Consider the following 21,004-nt stretch of genomic DNA (forward strand, 5'->3'; position numbering starts at 1 on the left):
GCCCGGCAGCGATCGGCGGACGCGGTGACCATCCTGCACCTGCCCGGCCCCCGGTTCGGGCGCGCCCTGCGGCACGGGACCGCCAGCGCGCGGACCGGCGTGGGCGCCGGCATCGGCGGCGACATCGATGCTGGCATCGGCGGCGACGTGGCCCGGCTGCGGGACCGCATCTGGGGGCAGCTCGCGGCGATCGACCGCGCCGGCGGACCGGCCCCCGACCTGCTGGTCATCGCCGGGGACCTCACCGAGACCGGCACCCGCCGGGAGTTCGACGCGGCGCTCGCCTTCGTGAGCGACCTGCGAGCGATGGTCAACCTCGAACCGCGGCGCATCGTGCTGGTGCCGGGTCGCCACGACGTGTCCCGGGCCGCCTGCGCGGCGTACTTCGCGACCTGCGAGGCGGACGACACCCAACCGCGCCGGCCCTACTGGCCGAAGTGGCGGCACTACAGCCGGATGGTCGCCGAGCTCTACCAGGAGGTGGATGGGGCGATCTTCGATGCGGCGCAGCCGTGGCACCTGCTGACTGTCCCGGAACTCTCCGTCGTGATCGCCGGGATCAACACGACGATCGCGCAGAGCCATCGCGACGCGGACGACCACGGGCTCGTCGGCGCGCAGCAGGCCGCCTCCCTGGCCCGCCGGCTCGCGCTGTTCGAGCGGGACGGCTGGCTGCGGATCGGGGTCGCGCACCACGCGCTTGCCGCGCCGTCGGTCGCCCACGCCGACGCGATCCGCGACACCCAGGTCATGCGGGAGACGCTGGGTTCCCGGCTCAACCTGCTCATCACCGGCCGCGGCGACGTCGCGCCCGGCCGCACCCCGATCATCGTCACGCCGCCGCGGGCGGACTTCCAGCTCCTGCAGGTCCAGCCGGACGGCCTGCGGCACTGGCGGGTGCCCGGGGACGACGGCGACGCGGGCACGTGGCGGCAACACCGCTGGGTCGACGCGGGCGCGGCCTTCTCCGCGGCGCCGCCGCACACGGCCGGGATCGCCAGCGCCAGCCCCGCCGCCAACGCCAACGCCGCCAACGCCGCCGACGCCGCCGACGACGGGGCTGGCCGGGGCGCACCCGGCGACGATCCTCGGGAGGCGGCCGCGCCGGACCCCGATCGGGAACTGCTCGAGCAGGTCGCGGAGATCTGCCAGGTCAGCGACCGGCAGGCCCGGATCCGGTGGGTCGGCGGGGAGGTGCCGCACCTGGTCGTGACCCGCCGCGGTGACGGCCTGACCTCCGTGGTCCGCATCGGCGCGCAGGCCGGCGAGGTGACCCATGCCGATCTCGAACGGTTCGCGACCATCGTGCGGGCCCTGGACCTCGACGGTGGGGCCGAGCTGGTCTCGACCGTCGCACCATCGACCGGGCTGCGCGCCGCGGCCCGCGGCCGGGGGATCCGGCTGCGGAGCTTCCTGGAGTTCCAGGGGCTGCTCGACCTGCGGGACTTCGTCGCCCGGCAGACAGCGGAGATCACCGCCGACCGACGCTATCCCCCCTCGCTGTACGTCCCGCAGCGCTTCCGCGAGATGGTCGGTGAGACGGTCGGCGCGGTCCGTACTGTGCGCGAGGGTCTCAGCGACGAGCTGATGCGGTTGGTCGCCGAGGAGGAGGGCCGGTTCATTCTCGTGCTGGGGGACTTCGGGCGGGGCAAGACCTTCGCGCTGCGCGAGGTCGCCCGGCGCATCCCGGCGGAGCTGCCGCACCTGATCCCGATCTTCATCGAGCTCCGCGCCCTGGACAAGGCGCACTCGGTCGACGGCCTTGTCGCGGCCCACCTGGCCAACAAGGGCCAGAGCCTGGCGGACCTGCGGGCCTTCCGGTACATGCTGCGCGAGGGCCGGCTCGTGCTGCTGTTCGACGGCTTCGACGAGCTGGCGAGCCGGGTCACCTACGAACGTGCCACCGAGCACCTCGCGGCGATCCTCGAAGCCACCGAAGGCGACGCGAAGGTCATCGTCGCGAGCCGGACCCACCACTTCCGCAGCGACGAGCAGGTGCTGACCGGGTTGGGCCGGCGCGTCGGCCTGCTCCCCCGCCGCCGCGTCCTCACCATCGAGGACTTCGGCTCCGCCCAGATCCGCGAGTACCTGCGCAACCGCTACCGGGACGAGGCCACCGCGGACACCCGGCTGCGGCTCATCAACGGCATCCGGGACCTGATCGGGCTGTCCCGTAACCCCCGCATGCTGACCTTCATCGCGGATCTGTCCGCCGAGCGGCTCACCCGGGTCGCCGCGGCCCACGACACGATCAGTGCCGCGCAGTTGTACCAGGAGATCCTCGACACCTGGCTCGTCTTCGAAGTCAACCGCACCCAGGGCGTCACCGGCTCCCCGGCCGGGCTGACACTGGACGACATGTGGACGGCGGTGACCACCCTGGCGCAGCGGCTCTGGACCGCCGACGAGGAACGGCTTCGCCTGGCCGACCTGCGCGAGGTCGGCCAGACCCTCGCCGGCATGACCGAGGAACGCCCGTCGCCCGCCCAGACCGAGCACGCGCTCGGCGCGGGCAGCCTGCTGGTCCGCTCGGAGGACGGGCTGTTCGGCTTCATCCACTCGTCCGTGGCGGAGTGGCTGGTCGCCAGGCGGATCGCCGAGCGGCTGTCGGCCGACCCGCCGGGCACCACCGCGTTGCTGGCGCGCCGGGCGCTGTCCGCGCTGACGGTGGAGTTCCTCTGCGACCTGGCCGACCCCCGGCAACTGCGGGACTGGGCGACGACGGTGCTGGGCGATCCCGCGTTGCCCGAGACGTCACGGGCGAACGCCGTGAAGATCAACGTGCGGATGCGCACCCCGGTGCGCGGCGACCTGCGGGGCACCTCGCTGCGCGGCGAGGACCTGTCGCACCGGGAGATGCGCGACGTCGACTTCACCGGCGCCGACCTCGCCGACACCCGCCTGGTCGGCGCCGACCTCACCGGTGCGATCCTGCGCGACGCCACGCTGGCCGGTGCCTGCCTGGACGGCGCGAAGCTGCGCGGCGCGGACCTCGCCGGCGCGGACCTGACCGGTGCCCGCCTGCTCGGCGCGGACCTGCGGGACGTGAGGTTCGACGGGAGCCGGTGGCGACGCGCCCTGGTGATCAATGCGGGCGCGGCACCCGAGCTGACGGCCGTGGCGCGCGCCTCCGGTGCCGCGGTGATGCCGGGGGGGCTGGTCGAGTTCGGGCTCGCGCCACCCGCCGTGAGCGTCAACTTCGGTTTCGAGACCGGTCGGATTCCCGCCCCGGTCAGCTACAGCCCGGACGGCTCGATCATGGTGATCGCCGGCGAGGACGGCGGTGCGCTGGTCTGCGACACCGACGGCCGTCCGCTGCGGACACTGCAGGGGCACCACGGCCGGGTGCACGCCGTTCTGGCGACCGACAGCCACATCGTGACGGTGTCGACGGACTGCCTGGTCCGCCTGTGGGATGCCCTCACCGGTGAACCGGTGGGTGAGCTGCACGGGCACCGGGGCTGGATCTGGCCCATCACCCTGAGCCCGGACGGCACGCTGCTCGCCACGGGTGACCGCGGTGGCGACGTGCGGGTCTGGGACGTCGCTTCCCGCGAGCTACGGCACACGTTGCCGGGCCACGGAGAACGGGTCTGGACGGCTGCCTTCCACCCGAGCCGGCCGCTGCTCGTGACCGGCGACAGCTCGGGGACCGCCCGGCTGTGGGATCCGCGCACGGGGTCGCTGGTCCAGGTGCTCGGCGGCCATACCGGCAGCCTGTTCCGGCTGGTGTTCCACCCTGAGGGCACCGAGCTCGCGACCGCCGACGAGGCTGGGGACATCCGGTTGTGGGACGCGGAGTCGGGGCGGCTGCGGCGGCTGCTGCGAGGCCACGAGCGGCCGGTGTACACCGTCGACTACCGGCCGGACGGCACCGAGCTCGCCAGCGGCGACACCGGGGGCGTGGTGCGGGTGTGGACCCTCGCGACGGGCGAGGGACGCGTCGTCGCCCGGCACACCGGTGCCGTCTACCGGGTCGCCTTCAGCCCCGACAACACGGTTCTCAGTTCCGGGGACAGCGACGGAGTCGTGCGGCTCACCAACGCCACGACCGATGCCCTGCTGCACACGCTCGCCGGGCACCGCGGCTCGGTGTGGCCGGCCGTGTTCCGCCCGGACAGCCAGCGGCTCGTGACCGCCAGCAACGACGGGACGGCGCGGATCTGGGAGACGCGGACCGGCACCTGTCACGCGACGGTGACCGGGCACGGCCGCCGCCTCACCAACGTCCGCTTCAGCGCGGACGGCCGGCTGGTCGCGGTCTGCGGCAACGACGGGCTCGTGCGGTTGTGGGACCCGCGCACGGGCCGCCGGCTGGGCCAGCTCGGCGGAATCTCCGACCGGATGGTCTCCGCCACGTTCAGCCCGGTCGACGACCGCATCGTCGGTAGCAGCAACGCGGGAACGGTGCACGTCTGGAACCTCCGGCCCGTCACCGAGGCGCTTCGGGCGCGGCGAGCGGATCGGCCCGGCGGGTCGCCGAGCAGCGCGGACATCGGTGGCGCCGACGTCGGCGTCTACGAGCGTGAGCTGCGGGTGGAGACCGAGCACGTGTGGGCGGAGGTCCTGGATCCGACCGGGGAGATCCTCGCGACCGCCAACGACGACGACTCCGTCCAGCTCTGGTTCCGCACGACCGGCCGGCAGCTCCTGGGTATCCCCGATCACCGGGGTCGAGTCCGCTCGCTGGCGTTCAGCCCGGACCGGCGGATCCTGGCGACCGGCTGTGACGACCGGCTGGTGCGGCTGTGGCGGCTGACGGACGACCCGTCGCCGCGGCTGGCCGTCGCGACGGATGCGGCCCACGGGTCGTGCCTGGTCCTCGAGGGGCACACCGACCGGGTCTACGCGGTCCGTTTCAGCCAGGACGGACGCCACCTGGCCAGTGCGAGCAACGACGGGAGCGCACGGATCTGGGACGTCGCCACCGGCGCCTGCCGGCAGGTGCTCCGGCCCGGGACGGCCCGGATGTGGGCGGCGGCGTTCAGCCCGGACGGCCGGTTCCTGGCGACCGCGGGCGACGACCTGGTCATCAGGCTGTGGGATCCGTCGTCCGGCGAGCAGATCGCGGCGCTCGAGGGCCACACCAGGCGGGTCTGGTCGATCGACGTCTCGTGCGACGGCCGGCTGCTGGCGAGCTGCGGTGATGACGGCACCACCCGCCTGTGGGACGTCTCCGACCTCGACGGCGAGGTCCGGGCACCGACTCTCACCCTGGTCGGGATCCCCTCGGGGTGGGCCGCCCTCGCGCCCGACGGGCGGTACAAGGTCGCCGGTGACATGGCCGGGCAGATCTGGCACGTGATCGGGATGTCGCGGTTCGAGATCGGCGAGCTGGACGGGCACCTGGGTGACGTGCGGCGCCTCGCGCTCGACGAACCGTTCTGAGCGGCCGCGCCGCCACCGACGGCCACGTCGCTAACGGCCGCGTCGCTAAGGTTGAGGCGTGGCGGTAATGCAAGTCTCCCTGCTCGTGGTCGCCGTCCTCGGGGTGTTCGTACCCCGGCTACCCAGCTGGCTGGTGCCCGCATTAGCGGCGGCCGTTCTGCTCGTTTCCGGGGGGCTCACCGCCGACGAGGGATGGGATGCGGTGCGGCCGCTCGTCGCGCCGCTGGCCTTCCTCCTGCTCGCGGTTCCGCTCGCGGTGATGCTCGACCGGATCGGCTTCTTCGGCGCGGCCGCGTCACTGATGGACCGGGGCCGCGACCCGCGCCTGGGACTGTGGATACTGGCCGCCGCGGTGACGACCTTCCTCAATCTCGACGCGTCCGTGGTGCTACTCACCCCGCTGTATATTCGACTCGCTCGAAGAAACGGCCTCGATGCCGGATTAATCGCCTTCCAACCTGTCCTGCTGGCCTGCCTCGCCTCCAGTGCGCTGCCCATCTCGAACCTGACGAACCTTATTGCCGCGGACACCCTCGACCTCGGGATCGAGGATTTCCTCGTCCATCTCGGCCCGGCGTCACTCGCGGCCGTCGTCGTGGGCTGGCTCGGCTACCGACGCCTGCCCGCGGCAGCGGCCGCCGCGCCGCCGGTCCACGAGCCGGTGGATCGGCGGGCGCTCTACCTGGGCCTTCCTATAGTGATCTTCGTTGTCATCGGCTTCACCGTCGGCGACGCGCTCGGGATCAAGGCGTGGATCGTCGCGCTGATCGCCGACATCGTGCTGGTAGCCATGACGCGCGACCTCCGACTGGGGGACGTTCCCTGGGGTGCCGCCGGCCTCGCCACCGGGCTCGGGCTGGTGGCCACCGCCGCGGCGCCGCATTTGGGACTGGCACACATCTTCGACGGCCAGGGCTGGGCCGCCCAGCTGCAAACCGCGCTGTTTGCCATCGTGGCGGCAGACACGATCAACAATCTGCCCGCACTGCTCATCAGTCTGCCCGGGCTGCATTCCGGGTCGGAGCACATCTGGCCGCTGCTGTTCGGGGTGAACTTCGGCCCGGTACTCGTTCTGCACGGGGCGCTCGCCGGCCTGTTGTGGCGCAGTACCGCGGCCCGCCTGGAGGTTCGCGTGAGTCCCTGGGAGTACACGAAAACAGGTGTCCGGGTCGGAACGCCGGCCCTGCTCGTCGGCCTGGCAATCGTCGTCGTGACCGACGTCCTGATACATTGATTCGGCGTGCCGCCCGAGCAGGTTCCGCTGCGACAGGATTCCACCGTGCCAGCGTTCACTCCGGATCCACTCCACGCACGGTCGAGCCGAGTACTCGACGTCGTGCTTCTTCCGCCGCCGGGCCTTGCGGCACGCACCGTTCGGGACAGTCAATCCCTCGCCGAGCGCATGCGGCGGGCCGGCAATCCGTCCCGTTTCCTCCTGGACGGGCCTGATCCGGACGGCGGCCCCGGCACCTGCGCACCCCATGTCTCGATCTTCATGTTCGCGGCCGTCGCGGCGGACCTGCCCGCGGTGCTGCGCGCCCTGCGCGAGGTGGCCGGTGCCGCCGCGCCGGTGGCCGCCGTCGGCGGCGAGTACGCGCACAATCCGCACGGCGCTCCCGAGCTCTACTTCGACCGTTCGCCCGCCTGGTTCGATCTGCAGCGCCGGGTCGTGGCGGCGTTCGAGCCGCTGCGGCGCGGCCGGCAGCGCGAGGTCGACCCCGCGGGAACACCCCTCGCCAGGGTGCTCGACGAGCACGGCGCCGCCGGCGCCGCCAGGCGGCGCCAGCTCCTGGCCTACGGCTACGACGAGATCACCGACGACACGGATGATCGCTTCCGGCCGCACATCACCCTCGCCTGGCCCGAACGCGCCGAACCGGCGGTGGAGCTGGCGTCCCTGCCCGCGGCGAGCACCGCGCACGGCACGTTCGACCAGCTGGCCGTCCACGGCATGAGCGCCTGGGGCACCTGCACGGCGCCGTACGGCGCCGTGCCCCTCACCGGCCCGCGCGCGCCCGCGCGGAGCTCCGCCACTGTCGCGGAGATCCCCGCGGAGAAACGGCAACCCTGGCCGAGCAGGTGAGCGCCTGGCCGGGAACCCCGGGGGGCCCGCCCGTCGCCGGCGCTCACGGGGTCACCACCACGGTGCCGAGCATGAACGGGTGGATGGTGCACAGGTAGGAGTACTGACCGGCCCTGGTGAACGTGTACTGGTAGGTCGCCCCCTGGTCGAGGGTCGGCGAGTTCGGACCGGCCCCGCTTTTCGCGGTGACCGTGTGCGGCTCGGAGTCCTGGTTCGTCCAGGTGACCGTCGTGCCGGCCTTCACCGTGACCGTCGCCGGCGAGAACGCGAAGTTCTGGATGGCCACCCTGGTCGTCGACACCGGCTTTCCGCTCGCCGTCGCGCCACCGGCGCCCGGCGCACCCGTCGCCATCCCGGGCATGCTCGGCATCGGGGTCGGCGTCGTGCCACCGCCCGCCCCGGCCGGTGACGTCGCCGTCGTAGCGGGAGCGTACGCAGGCGCCGCGGCCCCGCTCGACCCGCCGCCGCAGGCCGCGAGGCCGGGGAGCGCCACCGCCAGAGCGGCGACCGCGAACAGCCGCCGCCGTGGTCGGCGCATTGTGGAGGAACACCACATCGGTTAGCTGCCTTTCCGGCCCGTCATCCGGGCCAGTGCCGTGGGCCCACCGTGTCGGCTCGTGGACCGCTTCTGTCGTCGCGGTTATCAATAGCCGGGGTGGTTACACGGCCCGGGCGGTCACCCGTTGGCCGGCGGCGCTCACGTGCGGGTGTTCTCACGTGGGGGTGTTCACGTGGGGGTGGGTGGCACGTAGACCTGCACGACGCCGTCGACCTCGCGAACGGTGAGGCTGGGCAGCGGACGCGGCGGGGTCCGCAGCTTGTAGTGCACGACCTCGCCGGTCAGCGAGAAGGCCATGCGGTGGCAGGGGCAGTTCAGCCGCTGCTGCGCCGGGTCCAGGGCCAGCCGGCAGCCCTGATGCGTGCAGATGCCCGACATCGCGCGGACCCGGCCGTCGGTCCGTCGCACGAACCCGACCACGGTCCCGGCGTCGAAGGCACGCACCCCGCCTTCCGGCAGGTCCTGCGTGGTGGCGACGGTCCGCCAGATGCCGGCCTCGGGAACCAGGGCGGCACCGGACCCGGTCGCCGGCTCCGGTCCGGCCACCGGCGGGTACGCCTCGTCACCGTCGCCCGGGCCGCGCTCGCCGACGGCCCGGTCCACCCCGGCCCCGATCGCCGCCGATCCGGCCGCGATCGAGGTGGCCTGGACAAACCGCCGCCGCGTCCCACGCTGCCGCCCCGCGCCGGCCTCAGCAGCGGCCGCCCTGTCGGAAGCCGCCCTGTCGGAAGCCGCCTCGTCGGAAACAGCCCCACCGGGAACAGCCCCGCCGGAGACGGCCTCGCCGGAGACGGCCTCGGCGGCGGCGAGACGCCGGTGCAGCCGCTCGACGAACTCCTCGCTCGGCCTGTCGCTGCCGGGTCGGGCGGCCCGCAACGTGATCGCCGCGCGCAGGGCGGCGGCGTCCTGCGGGCCCGCGTCGAACGGTCTGGGCCGCCGGTGGCCGATCAGGTCCTCGACGAACCGGCGCAGTCCCCGCCCGCTCATGTGGTCATCTCGCCGCCGAGCCGGGCCGCCTGGCGCAGCGCGCGATGCTGGAGAACCTTCGCGTTCCCGACCGTGATCCCGAGCTCGCCGGCGGCCTCCCGCAGCGTGCACGCCTCCAGGAACCGCAGCCGCAGGATGCGAGCGTACCGGTCAGGCAGAGCGGCGAGGATCGCCTCCGCGCGAGCGGGGTTGTCCAGCGCCGGGCCGGCCGGGGCGCCAACGGTGGTGAACATCGTCTGGGCGGAATCCTCGTCGAGCGTGGTGACGGCAACTCCCAGGGTGCGCCGCCAGTACGCGGCGAGCACCGTGCGGGCGGTCACGACCAGGTACGCCCGCACCTCACCGACGCTCGCCGACACCCGCAGGGGACGCAGCGCCGCCATGAACACCTCGGCCGTCAGGTCCTCAGCGTCCGGACGGTTCCCCACCTTCGCGAACATGATCTTATACACCCGCTCCACGTTGTCGCGATAGATCTCCTCCCAACCGGGATAGACGTCATCGGACACCACCCGCAACCGCGGCGGATCGGGACGCTCGAACACTCCGGCGCTGGCGCCGGCTCGACCACCGTCGCCCGACGCGATGCCGCCGGTACCTTCGACCGCCTCCTCGCCCGTCAGGGTGCGTCGTCGGATCCTCGCCCGACCAACCGCCACCACTCCCCACCGCCTCACAACCCGCCGTCGTTGCCGATCTGTCGCCTCACCCGTCCAGATAGGCAGGAGGGTTACACCTCCACGGGCCAGAACCACCGCTGCGCCACGCTGCGTCATCGCCCTGGGCAAGGCCGACCGGATCGGTGGCCGCCACCGTCCGATCGGACTGCCCGGATCACCCGCCGGTTCTGATCACGGCTGTGTCGCGGCGCGGCGGGCCGCCTCGTCGGCGAGTGAGATGGCGAGCAGGCGGGTCAGGGCGGGCGTGTCCTGAGTGTCGAGCATGGTGATGTAGGCGGGTCGCTGGGTGACCTGGACGATGGCGGGAAACCCGAACCGGCGGATGGCCTGGTAGGCGATGATCGTGCGGCCGGTGCGGCCGTTGCCGTCGGAGAACGGGTGGATGCGTTCGAACGCGATGTGCGCGCCGGCGATGGCCTCGAGCAGGGCCTCGTTGTCGAGGTTGGCGGTCTGCCACTCGGTCTGGTCGGCCCACTGGCGCAGGAGTTCCGGGACGTGTCCGGGTGGTGCGGGCTGCCAGGACGCGCCGGTGACGATGGTGCTGGCGGTCTTGTACTGGCCGGGGTCGTGGATCAGGTGGTCCATCAGCGCGGCGTGCAGGTCTCGAACGAGGCTGGTGGTCAGGGGTTCGCCGTCGGCGACGGCGCCCAGAACGCGGGCGAGCGCCTGGTAGTGGTTGGCGACCTCGTACAGTTCGCGCACCGGCGTGCCGGCCACGGGCACCCGTTCGTCGACCAGCAGGGTGATGGTGTCAGCCAGGGTGAGTGTGTTGCCCTCGATCGCCGTGGAGTGGTGCGCCAGGCGCACCAGCACGTCCTCGGCGTACCCCAGCGACAGGACCCCGGTGCGGGCGACATCGGCCAGGAACTCCTGCCGGGTCCAAGTCACGACCGGGTCCAGGTCACGACCGGGTCCGGGCCGCGTTGATCACAGCCATCAGGTCGGGCAGGGAGGCATCCTCGTACCGGCTCACGGCACGGGCCTCCAGCACCCCGGCACGGACGGTCACCTCGACCGTGTCCCCTGGGCCGATGCCCAGAGCACGCAGCTCGGCCGGGCTGATCGTGATGCCCGCCGAGTTCCCGATCGTGACGACCTTCTTCCGCATACGAACAGCTTATGCCCCCGTACGAACCCGACACGGTGCGGCTAGAAATCATGATCCCCCGCCCATTCGCGCAAAGATCAGGGCTAATGTCACCGGTAGCGACATAGCGGGCGCGGCAGCTGGGGGCAGGGCCGCGGACACGACGGGGTGACGGGTGCGTGATGGGCAGGGCCGGTGGGAGACGGTCACGCCGTCGCAGTTCCCGCATGAGCGGGAGGCGCTGGAGCACGTCCGGTTGCTGCTGCCGGACGCCGAGCCGTACCGGGCCTGGTCGAACTTCACCTTCACCGCGACCACCGGGCACATCCGCGAGGTCGACCTGCTGGTCGTCGCCCGCGGCGGCGTCTACCTCATCGAAATCAAGAGCCTCGTCGGCCGGCTGACCGCGTCCGGGTCGAACTGGACCCAGCACCGCGACTCGGGCAACACCCGGATCTTCGACAACCCGCTGCACCTGGCGAACCAGAAGTCCAAGGAACTACGGTCCCTGCTGGAGAACGCCGGCCGCGCGAGCAGGACGAAGATCCCGTTCATCCAGCCGGCGGTCTTCCTGTCGAACCCGACCCTGCGGGTCGAGTTCGACGACCACCAGCTCCACTGGGTCTTCGGCCCCGAGCGCGGCGCCCCGGGCGGCGCCGCCAGCGGGAACACCGGCAAGAGCGGCAGCGGCGGTGGCAGGGGCGGCGTGATGCTGCCGTCGATCTGGTCCGGTCTGCTGGACACGCCGCTGCGCGACGAGCGGCAGCGGGTCACCCCCGGGCTGTCGAAGGCCCTGGCGAAACTGCTGCCGGCGGCCGGGATCGCCCGCAGCCGGCGTCACCAGCGGGTGGGCTCCTGGCAGCTGGAGTTCCCGGCGTTCGACTCCGGTCCGACCTGGCAGGATTACCACGCCGCCCACACCCAGGTCGCCTCCGAGCGGCGACGGGTGCGGATCTACCTCGTCGAGCGGGCCGCCGGGGAGGCCGAGCGGGCGAACCGGGAGGCGGTCGCCCGCCGCGAGTTCCTGGTCCTGCATGGGATCAACCATCCGGGGATCGTCCAGGTCGACGGGTTGGAAGGCCACGAGGCGGGCCCGGCGCTGATCTTCCGCCACCGACCGGACGAGATGCGCCTGGACCACTATCTCGACCGGTACGGTGACCGCCTCGACGCCGGCACCCGGCTGCACATGATCCGCCAGCTGGCCGAGGCGGTCGCCTACGCGCACGGCCGGCATCTCTACCACCGGGCGCTGGCCGCCCGCAGCGTCCTGGTCGTGCCGTCCGGTGGCCGGGGCCGCCGCGCGGGCGGGAACGGCGGCGGGGCCGGCAACGGGGCCGGCGGGCAGGGCTGGCTCGCACCCAAGCTGATGATCAGCGACTGGCAGGCGGCGGCCCGCGACGCCGGTTCGGGCACCGGCACCGGCACGCTGACGAACGCGATGACGACGAGGTCGCTGGAACTCGCGGTGGAGCCTGCGGCCCGGTTCCTGCCGCATCTCGAACTGGCCGCCGCCGGCTACCTGGCGCCCGAGATCGGCGCCCCCTACCCGGACCCGGTCGGCATCGACGTCTTCGGCCTGGGCGCGCTGGCCTACCTGATCCTCACCGGCCAGCCGCCCGCGGACAGCCCGAACGCGCTGAAGGCGCGGCTGGAGCAGGCGGGTGGCCTGCATCCGGCCGAGGTCGTCGACTCGCTGTCCGAAGCGGCGAACGACGTGGTGGCGCAGGCGACCTGCCCGCTGCCCGACAACCGCTACGCCAGCGTCGGCGAACTGCTCGACTGGCTGCTGCTCGCCGAGAACGAGCTCACCCCGCCGGACGTCCCGGCGGCCACCCCCGGCGACAGCAGCGCGGGCGACGGTGCCGCGGGCGGCCCGCCGACGGACCCACCCGCGGCGCAGCGGGACGAGCAGGTTCCCGAGACGGACCCGTTGGAGGCCCAGCGCGGCGACCTGGTCGGCGGCGAGTGGCGGATCCGGGAGCGTCTCGGCACCGGTTCGACGAGCCGCGCCTTCCTGGCCCGCAACGAGAAGACCAACCGCGACGAAGTCCTGAAGGTCGCCCTGTCCGACGAGCGGGCGGCGCGCCTGGAACATGAGGCGTCGGTGCTGGGCCGGTTGAACGACTCTCGGGTGATCCGCCTGGCCCGCCCGGACACGCTGGTAATCGGCGGGCGCACGGTACTCGTCCTCGACCACGCCGGCGAGCAGACCGTGGCCCGCAAGCTGCGCGAGGGCCGGCTCTCGGTCGACGAGCTGGAAACCTACAGCGACTATCTGTTCGGCGCGGTCGACTACCTCGACGGCGAAGGCGTCGCCCACCGCGACCTGAAGCCGGACAACATCGTCATCCGCCGCCGGCCGAACCGCACCTACCAGCTGGTCCTCATCGACTTCTCGCTGGCCAACATCTCGGTCCGCGACACCGCCGCCGGCACGCCCCGCTACCTGGACCCGTTCCTCGGCGCCGGCACCCGCGCCACCTACGACGACCACGCCGAGCGCTACGCCCTCGCCGTCACCCTGCACGAGATGGCCTCCGGCGAGCTGCCGCTGTGGGGCGACGGGTCCACCGGGGAGCGGTTCACCGAGGGCCCACCGACGGTGGCCACCGAGGCGTTCGACCCGGCGATCCGCTCCGGCCTGGCCTCCTTCTTCCCGCGTGCGCTCGACCGGGACGCGGCGCGGCGGTTCGCGTCGCTGAAGGACATGCGCGACGCCTGGCAGGCCGTCTTCCGCGCCGCCGACTCCACCCCGCCGACCCCGAGCATCCACCCGGCGGGGACGCGCCCGGCGGGCGCTGCGGGTGCCGCCGCCGGCGAGAGGGCCGCCCAGCAGGCCCGCGACCTGGCCGCCGCGACGGCAGCCGCCGACACGCCGCTGGAGGCCGCCGGCCTGTCGCCGCGGGCGGTCTCCGCCGCGCACCGGCTGAACGTGACGACCGTCGGCGTGCTGCTGACCCTCGGCTCCAAGGAGATCATCAGCCTGCCGGGTACCGGCGCGAAGACCCGCCAGGAACTGCAGTCCCGGATCCGGCAGTGGCGCCGCGCCCTCGCCGCCGCCTCGGCCGACGCCGCTTCGGCCGACGCCGCTTCGGCCGACGCCGCTTCGGCCGACGCCGTCCCGGCCGGCACGCCGGCTCAGCCGACGCCAGCCGGGCAGCAGCCGGCCGACGCGCCGTCGGTGATGGCGATGGACTACGCCCGCATGCCGGTCGAGGCCCTCGCCGACCGGCTACTCCCCCACGCCCTGTCCGGTGGGCGCAACGCCACCGAACGCGAGGCGACCCGCCTGCTGCTCGGCCTGCCCGACGCCGCGGGCGCGCTGCCGGACGTGGCGCCGTGGGCGCCGCAGCAGCAGGTCGCCGAGCGGGTCGGGGTGACCTCGGGCCGGATCGCGCAGGTGCTGACCGCGCGGCGCAGGGCCTGGCACGCCGACGACGCGGTCCGCTCGGTGCGCGACGAGCTCGTCGAGATCCTCGGCGACGCCGGCCGGGTGATGGGCTTCGACGAGCTGGCCACCGCCGTGCTCGCCCGCCACGGCAGCCAGCGTTCGCCGGCCGAGCGTCACGCGCTCGCCGCCGCCGCGGTCCGGGCGGCGCTGGAGACCGTCGACCTCGATTCCGAACCGTGCCTGGCCCGCCGCAGGTTCTACGACCGGACGCTGGTCGCGCTGGAGGCCGCCGAGGACGACGGCCCGCTCACCCCGGCCGCGCCCGCGCTGTTCGCGTACGCCATCGCCCTGGGCAAGGCCGCGGACCGGCTCGCGCGGGCCGAGGAACTGCCCGCCCCGGCGACCGTGCTGCGGGAGCTCGCCGCGGTCCGCACCGGGCCGGCCGCCGGTGACGCCGACGACGAGGGCCTGGCGGACGGCGGCACCGGATCCGCCGCTGTCGGGGCCGCCGACGGGCTGGCCGGCCTGGCCGGCCTGCCCACGCTCGACCAGCAGCGCCTCGTCCGGCTGGCCGCCGCCGCGTCGCGCACCGCCGCCACCAACGCCCGCCTGGAGATCTACCCGCGCGACCTGGATCTCGTCCGGGCGCTGCGCCTGACCCAGGCCGGTGTGCCGGTCCCGCCGCAGCCCGGCGGGCCGGACGAGCCGCCCGACCGGCCGTTGGTGGACGTCGCGACCATCCGCGAACGGGTGCAGAACCGCTTCCCGGGCCTCGCCACCGAGCTGCCGGCGCACCCGGCGCTCGACGCCCCGCTGGCCGCGGCAGGATTCATCCTCGAGTGGAACGCGGCCCGCGACGGCTACGTGCCGCCGCACGGCCTGCTCTCCTCGACCGGGCTCGGCTCGCGGGCGACGCCGGTCGTCCGCCAGGCCACCGGCCTGGGCAGCCGGCCGGCGCGCACCGTGTTCGACAGCCCCGACCGGGCGGCGGCGGCACTCGCCGAACAGCGGCTCACCGCCGCCGCCGAAGCCGGCGGCTTCCGGGCGCTCACCGTCCGGCGCAACCACTACCTGGCCGCCCGCGCGGAGCTGACCCGGCCGCACCGGTTCGCCGCCGAGCCGGTCGACGTCGCCGCCGTGTTCCTCGACGCGCTGCACGCCGAGGTCGACCCGCGGCCCAGACCGACCTGGGCGACGATTCTGCGCGCCGACGCCGCGGAGCCCGGCAGCCGGGCGGCCGGCAACCTCGCCGAGTACGTCCGGACGGCCTGGAGCCGGGCCGCGCCGCAGCTCACCGCGCTGATCGACGCCCCCGCCAACCGCAACGCTCCCGCCGACCGCAACGACCCTGCCGACCCTGCCGACCACGCTGGGCCCGGCCGTCGACCGGCGCCGCTGTTGCTGCACGACGCCGGCGTGTTCGGCCGCTACGACGGCCGCGGCCTGGACGTGCTGTTCGCCTTGGCCGAGCGGGCCCGCGCCGGCGGCCGACCGGTCTGGGTCCTGTGCCCGACGACCGAGCCGACCCGCCCACCACGCCTCGACGGCGCCCTCGTCCAACTGATCACCGAAAGCGAGTGGGTGGCCCTGCCCGACGCCTGGGTCACCAACCGCCACCGCGCCGCGGGCGAGGACACCGGCCTGGCCGGTATCGCGTCCTAACACTGGAGGGGGTACGAGTTCCGTAGCGCTCCTCCGGTCGGCGGACAGCGACCAGACCCGCCGAGCGGGCGATCACACGGCCACCGTACGGAACCGACGCGCGTTACCCTGACTGGCATGGGTGGGGCGGTGCACATCCCCTACACGGTGGAGCAGGACGAAGACGGTGTCTGGTGCACCCACGCCTACGTCGGTCGGGTCGGGTGCAACGGCAACGGGGACACCCGCGAGGACGCACTGGCGGATCTCCATGAGGCCGTCCTCATGATCCTCGAAGACGACGGCGCTCCCGACGAGTTCACCATCATGCTCGACATCGCCTGAGCTGAAGTGCCACCCGTCCCGCCGCTCCCCGGCAAGGACCTCGTCAGGGCGTTACAGAAGGCCGGATTCGAGCTGGTCCGGGCCAGACGTCACCGTTCCGGTCCACGCGAGACGAGACGTACCCAAAGGAACACTTCGCCAGATACTCACGTACCTGGACCGGCGGCGCGATCACCCTCCGCCGACCATGCCGGGCTGAGCCTCAAAGCCGCCGAGGCCGTCATCGCCATGTGAAGCCCGCTGGTTCCCGGCCGCCGATCCTGCCGGCAGCGCGTGACAATTCAGCCGGTCAGGAGGTGCTGCGGCTGAGGATGACGACGCTGCGGGGGCCGGCGTCGATGGTGGGCCCGGCCGTGTTGGTGGGGGTGGGGTGCGGCGGATCGGCGGCGGTGGTGTCCAGGACGACGGCCCAGCCGGTGCCGGGAAGCGTGAAGGTGACCGGCTCCCAGTAGGCGTTGAAGGCCAGCAGCAGTTCGCTGGTGTCGTCGCCGCCGCGGAGGTGGACGGCGAGTGTGTGGGCGAATGTCGCCTGCCAGTCGTCGCCGCTCATGGGCTGCCCGTCGGGTCGCAGCCAGGTCTCCGCCACGCCGCCGGCGGCCGGCGGGGTGCTGGTCGGGAAGCGGCGGGCGCGCAGCACGGGATGCTGGTGGCGGAGCCGGATGAGGCCGGCGGTGAAGGCGGTGAGGTCGGTGTGGCCGGCGGCGGCGTCCCAGTCGATCCAGGAGCCGTCGTTGTCCTGGCAGTAGGCGTTGTTGTTGCCGTGCTGGGTGCGGCCGAGTTCGTCGCCGTGGCCGAGCATCGGTACGCCGTCGCTGACCAGCAGGGTGGTGAGCAGGTTGCGTTGCTGGCGGGCCCGCAGTGCCAGGATGGCCGGGTCGTCGGTGTCGCCTTCGGCGCCGCAGTTCCAGGATCTGTTGTCGTCGGTGCCGTCGCGGTTCCCCTCACCGTTCGGCTCGTTGTGCTTGGTGTTGTAGGACGTCAGGTCGCGCAGGGTGAAACCGTCGTGACAGGTGATGAAGTTGATGCTGGCGAGCGGGCCGCGGGTCGGGTACAGGTCGGAGCTTCCGGCCAGCCTGGTGGCCAGCGTCGGGACCTTCCCGTCCGCGCCGCGCCAGAAGTCGCGGACGTCGTCGCGGTAGCGGCCGTTCCATTCCGACCAGCCGGCGGGGAACCGGCCGACGTCGTACCCGTCGAAGCCGGTGTCCCATGGTTCGGCGACCAGTTTCACGGCGCTGAGCACCGGGTCCTGGGCGATCGCGTCGAGGAACGCCGAGTACACGTCCCAGCCGCCGGCTTCGTCGCGGGCCAGGGACGCGGCGAGATCGAAGCGGAAACCGTCGACGCCCATCGCCGTCACCCAGTACCGCAACGCGTCGAGGACGAGGCGCAGGGTCGTCGGGTGGGCGAGATCGAGTGTGTTTCCGGTGCCGGTGGTGTCGTAGTAGAACCGCGGCTGCCCGGGGACGAGCCGGTAGTAGGCGCCGTTGTCCAGACCCCGGTAACACAGCGTGGGGCCGTTCTCGTTCCCTTCGGCGGTGTGGTTGAACACGACGTCGAGGAGCACCTCCAGCCCGGCTGTGTGGAGCATGCCGACCATCGTCCGGAACTCGGCGACCTGCTCGCCCGGTATCCGCGCCGCCGCGTAGTCGCCGTGCGGGGCGAAGTAGCTGATCGAGTCGTATCCCCAGTAGTTGCGCAGGTTCTTGTCGAGCAGGAAACCGGACTGCGGGAAGTGGTGCACCGGCATCAGTTCGACGGTGGTCACCCCGAGCCGGAGCAGATGGTCGATGGCCGCGGGCGAGCCGAGACCGGCGTAGGTGCCCCGCAGCGGCGCCGGGACGTCCGGATGGCGCTGGGTGAAACCCTTGACGTGTGTCTCGTAGAGGACGGTGTCCGACCAGGGCACGCGTCCCGGGCCTGGGGCCGGGGGCTCGGCGGGCGCGACCACCACCGAACGGGGCACGAAGCCGGCCGAGTCGGTGTCGCTGCGGCGGTCCGGGCCGCCGGGCACGTGCCCGAGTACCTCGGATCCCCACCGGACCGTTCCCGTGACGGCGCGGGCGTACGGGTCCGACAGCAGCTTCGCCGGGTTGCACCGCAGCCCGCTGGCCGGGTTCCACGGGCCGGACACCCGGAACCCGTAACGGTCCCCATCCTGCACGCCCGCGACGTGGCCGCGCCACGTGCCCGACTCGTCTCGTTCGAGGGGCAGCCGCTGCTCGCCGCCCTCGTCGTCGAACAGGCAGAAGTCGACCGCATCGGCCACGCCGGACGACACCCCGACATCAACGCCGTCTCCGCTCAGGTGGACGCCGAGCGCCGACGTCGCGACCTTCCCGCTGACCGTCGCCCCGATGAGGCTCTCCGTCATCTCTTCACCATCCCACCCACGGGCGACAGGAAGGACGTCAACCCACGTAGCCGACGCAGGACGCTGTCGGTGGGCCGCGGTGGCGGTGTTGAGAACGATCCGACCTGGACGGCGGCGTGCGCGGCGGCTGCCGGCCTCGCTGCTCGACTCCCCGTTGCCAGGCCGGGTCGGCGTTCATGGCCCGTTCCGGTCTCGCTGCCGCGTCGGCCAGACACGAGAACGGCCCGCTGCTGGGAGCGGGCCGTTCCGGGAGAGCGGGGTCGATCAGTACCTGATCGTGACCGTCGCCGTTCCGAGCGCCGGCGGGAGCTTCGTCACGTCGATCCTGAGGACCTCGCCGTCGTCGACGACGCCGCTGGCATCCAGCGTCTTCTGGTGGACGAGGTACTTGCCGGTTGTCGTCGACGTCACCGGCGCGCACGCCGTCGTGTCGGACAGGCCCGACGCCTCACACGCGGCCTCGTCCTGGCCGAGCAGGTGGTCCATGCCGAAATCGCTGTCGTTGGCGAGGTACAGCGTCCTGCCGCCGTCGAGGGCCGCGATGCCTTCGATCTTGTCGTGGCCGAACAGCGCGCCCGACGGGTCCAGCGTGTTCAGCAGGGTGCCGACCTCGAGGTACGAGGTCTTGCTGGCCGGCTTGATACCCGCCTTCGTGAGCAGCGCCTGGGCGTCCGAGGTGGACGCGTCCCCGACGTAGGCGTCGATCGACTTGCCGCCGACCGTGTAGCCCAGCGGGTTCGTGCCGTCGCCCTTGACGTCGGTCGCGCCGGTCAGGTCGATCTGGAAGAGATCCTTGGTCGCCGGCTTGCCGGGCTCCTGCTGGTTGCCGTCACGCTCGTCGACGAGGAACTTCGTCGAGGACAGCGCGCTGATCTCGCTGACGGCGTTGCCGGTCGTGCCCGGGTTGTCGAGCAGGTACAGGTACTCGTGGGTCGCCCTGGTCAACAGGTCGACGGTCACGATCCGCACCGGGGCGACGTTGGCCGGCTTGACGGTCTTGCCCTTCGCGGTCAGGCCGTAGTCGGGCACCGTGAGGGCCGACTGCATGATGCCGACGAGGGTCCTGCCATCGGGCGTGACGGTGAGGCCCTCCATGCCCTTGTTCTTGGTGCGCAGCTGCAGCTCGATCGGCAGCGGGCTCTTGGTGTTGACCTGGTGGCCGGCGTCGGCGCCCCAGGGCGAGAGCCGCTCGATCTCCTTGCCGTTGCGGTCAAAGTGCGTGATGAACGGGCCGTACTCGTCGGAGACCCAGAAGCTGCCGTCCGCCACGGCGGCCAGGCCCTCGGAGTCGTAGCCGTTGTCGGGGTTGAGCGTCACGGCCGGCTTGGTCCCCGGCACGGTGTAGGTCTTGGCCGGGTCGACGTAGGTGCCGAAGAGGTCCTCGGTCTTCTCCGTACTCGCGGCGTTCTTGGTGACCGGGTTCGGCAGACCGTTGTACGGGGTTCCGTCGGGCGCCTTCAGGACGATCTTCTTCCGCAGCACCGCCTTGCCGCCGACCAGCTGGAACAGGCCGATCTGCGGGTTGAACGTCGGGTCGGTGAACGCCTTAACACCGGCCGGCCCGTCGTCGTCGGCGTTCGGGCCACGGTCGGTCAGACCGTAGAACCACCCCGGCTGCCCCGGCACCGCCACGAAGGACGAGCCGTAGCCGCCGCCGGAGATCTGCACGGTCGTGCCGTTCGGGCCCTCGAGGCTGCCGAGCGGCGGGATCTTGTTCGCGCCGGGCACCGCGTCCTTGTAGAGACTGACGGCGTTGGTCGCGGTGTAGGTGAAGTGGACCGTGCCATGGCTGCCCTTGACGGCCGGTGTGAAGCTGTAGGAGCCGTCGGCGTTCACGGTGAGGCTGCCGGCGGCCGGGGTGTCGAGGCCGCTGTTGCGTACGACCGCGCTCGCGCCGGAGTCGTTCGCCAGGACGTTGCCCGCCACGGTACCGCCGCTGAAGGGACCGGCCACACCGATGTCGGCCCTCACCGAGAACGGTGCGGGCCGCGAGCCTCCTGACGAGTTGGCCGAGGCGATGCCGGCGGACGCCAGGACTATGGCGGTCGCTGCACCGCCGATGGCTACTGCCCGCTTCCGGGCGACGAAGGTGTGCATGCACCAAACCAAATCGCTGCCAGATGAATCGCGCGTGGCCGGAGACTGTCTGGTTTCCGTCCTGGAAACCGATTGAGCCCCATGTTTCGCCGCATGCTGACTACACGCACGAGGACCCCGACCGTCCGTGGTCGCCGACCAGGTCAACAGCGCCTCAGCCGAGGCCGACCGGCCGGGTCAGCGCCGCAGGTCGATCCGGGCCGGCACCTCGGGCAGGGTGATGGATGGTTCAGGCCCTCGACAAGCCCGATCCTCCCAGCCCAGGAGCGCTTTCCCGTTTCCGGCACACCCACCAGACGATCACCTCGCGAAAGCCCCGGGTTAGGCCCCGGCCAGGGGCCCGAACCGGCCGGTCTCTGCAGCCCGCCAGGG

The 21,004-nt window shown here is 72.6% G+C and carries 13 protein-coding genes; 6 read left to right on the top strand and 7 right to left on the bottom strand.

The genetic code is table 11. The features are described from left to right. The first annotated feature begins 24 nt into the window (after window positions 1-24). The 3 genes from NBZ85_RS09510 to NBZ85_RS09520 all read left to right on the top strand — a co-directional run bounded on the left by NBZ85_RS09510 (window position 25) and on the right by NBZ85_RS09520 (window position 7,471). On the top strand, window positions 25-5,388 hold the full coding sequence (locus NBZ85_RS09510) for a pentapeptide repeat-containing protein (RefSeq protein ID WP_261561806.1): 5,364 nt from the start codon (window positions 25-27) through the stop codon (window positions 5,386-5,388). A 67-nt stretch (window positions 5,389-5,455) separates the two neighbouring features. Further along, window positions 5,456-6,622, top strand: a complete 1,167-nt coding sequence (locus NBZ85_RS09515; protein WP_261554636.1) for an SLC13 family permease — start codon at window positions 5,456-5,458, stop codon at window positions 6,620-6,622. Window positions 6,623-6,667: 45 nt separating this feature from the next. Then, complete coding sequence (locus NBZ85_RS09520) at window positions 6,668-7,471, top strand: hypothetical protein (protein WP_261561807.1); 804 nt, start codon at window positions 6,668-6,670, stop codon at window positions 7,469-7,471. Window positions 7,472-7,514: 43 nt separating this feature from the next. Here the strand turns inward: NBZ85_RS09520 and NBZ85_RS09525 are convergent, their stop codons facing one another. After that, complete coding sequence (locus NBZ85_RS09525) at window positions 7,515-7,715, bottom strand: plastocyanin/azurin family copper-binding protein (protein ID WP_261554626.1); 201 nt, start codon at window positions 7,713-7,715, stop codon at window positions 7,515-7,517. On the opposite strand from NBZ85_RS09525, the gene NBZ85_RS32625 reads away from it, so the two are divergent. After that, window positions 7,702-8,034, top strand: coding sequence for a hypothetical protein (locus NBZ85_RS32625; RefSeq protein ID WP_261554627.1), 333 nt, complete (start codon window positions 7,702-7,704; stop codon window positions 8,032-8,034). The genes NBZ85_RS09525 and NBZ85_RS32625 overlap by 14 nt on opposite strands. Before the next feature lie 164 nt (window positions 8,035-8,198). On the opposite strand, the gene NBZ85_RS09535 is transcribed toward NBZ85_RS32625, so the two are convergent. The 4 genes from NBZ85_RS09535 to NBZ85_RS09550 form a co-directional block, all read right to left on the bottom strand. After that, a complete protein-coding gene (locus NBZ85_RS09535; RefSeq protein ID WP_261561808.1) occupies window positions 8,199-9,017 on the bottom strand; it encodes a Rieske (2Fe-2S) protein in 819 nt (272 codons plus the stop codon). Then, window positions 9,014-9,676, bottom strand: a complete 663-nt coding sequence (locus tag NBZ85_RS09540; protein WP_261561809.1) for an RNA polymerase sigma factor — start codon at window positions 9,674-9,676, stop codon at window positions 9,014-9,016. Before NBZ85_RS09540 ends, NBZ85_RS09535 begins: the two co-directional genes overlap by 4 nt. A gap of 192 nt (window positions 9,677-9,868) precedes the next feature. After that, complete coding sequence (locus NBZ85_RS32630; RefSeq protein ID WP_261554630.1) at window positions 9,869-10,585, bottom strand: Fic family protein; 717 nt, start codon at window positions 10,583-10,585, stop codon at window positions 9,869-9,871. 13 nt (window positions 10,586-10,598) lie between these two features. After that, window positions 10,599-10,805, bottom strand: a complete 207-nt coding sequence (locus NBZ85_RS09550) for an AbrB/MazE/SpoVT family DNA-binding domain-containing protein (protein ID WP_261554631.1) — start codon at window positions 10,803-10,805, stop codon at window positions 10,599-10,601. A 154-nt stretch (window positions 10,806-10,959) separates the two neighbouring features. On the opposite strand from NBZ85_RS09550, the gene pglW reads away from it, so the two are divergent. Together pglW and NBZ85_RS09560 are read left to right on the top strand one after the other, a co-directional pair. Further along, a complete protein-coding gene (gene pglW / locus NBZ85_RS09555) occupies window positions 10,960-15,840 on the top strand; it encodes a BREX system serine/threonine kinase PglW (RefSeq protein WP_261561811.1) in 4,881 nt (1,626 codons plus the stop codon). A 117-nt stretch (window positions 15,841-15,957) separates the two neighbouring features. Further along, window positions 15,958-16,164 carry a type II toxin-antitoxin system HicB family antitoxin gene (locus NBZ85_RS09560; RefSeq protein WP_261561812.1) on the top strand — a complete coding sequence of 69 codons (207 nt, stop codon included), beginning with the start codon at window positions 15,958-15,960 and terminating at the stop codon, window positions 16,162-16,164. A 289-nt stretch (window positions 16,165-16,453) separates the two neighbouring features. On the opposite strand, the gene glgX is transcribed toward NBZ85_RS09560, so the two are convergent. After that, window positions 16,454-18,535, bottom strand: a complete 2,082-nt coding sequence (gene glgX, locus NBZ85_RS09565; protein WP_261561813.1) for a glycogen debranching protein GlgX — start codon at window positions 18,533-18,535, stop codon at window positions 16,454-16,456. 264 nt (window positions 18,536-18,799) lie between these two features. Then, window positions 18,800-20,632 (bottom strand): esterase-like activity of phytase family protein, encoded by a 1,833-nt coding sequence (locus tag NBZ85_RS09570; RefSeq protein ID WP_261561814.1) that lies wholly within the window; start codon window positions 20,630-20,632, stop codon window positions 18,800-18,802. Between the last annotated feature and the right edge of the window lie 372 nt (window positions 20,633-21,004).

Source organism: Frankia tisae (assembly GCF_025403405.1).
GTDB lineage: Bacteria > Actinomycetota > Actinomycetes > Frankiales > Frankiaceae > Frankia > Frankia tisai.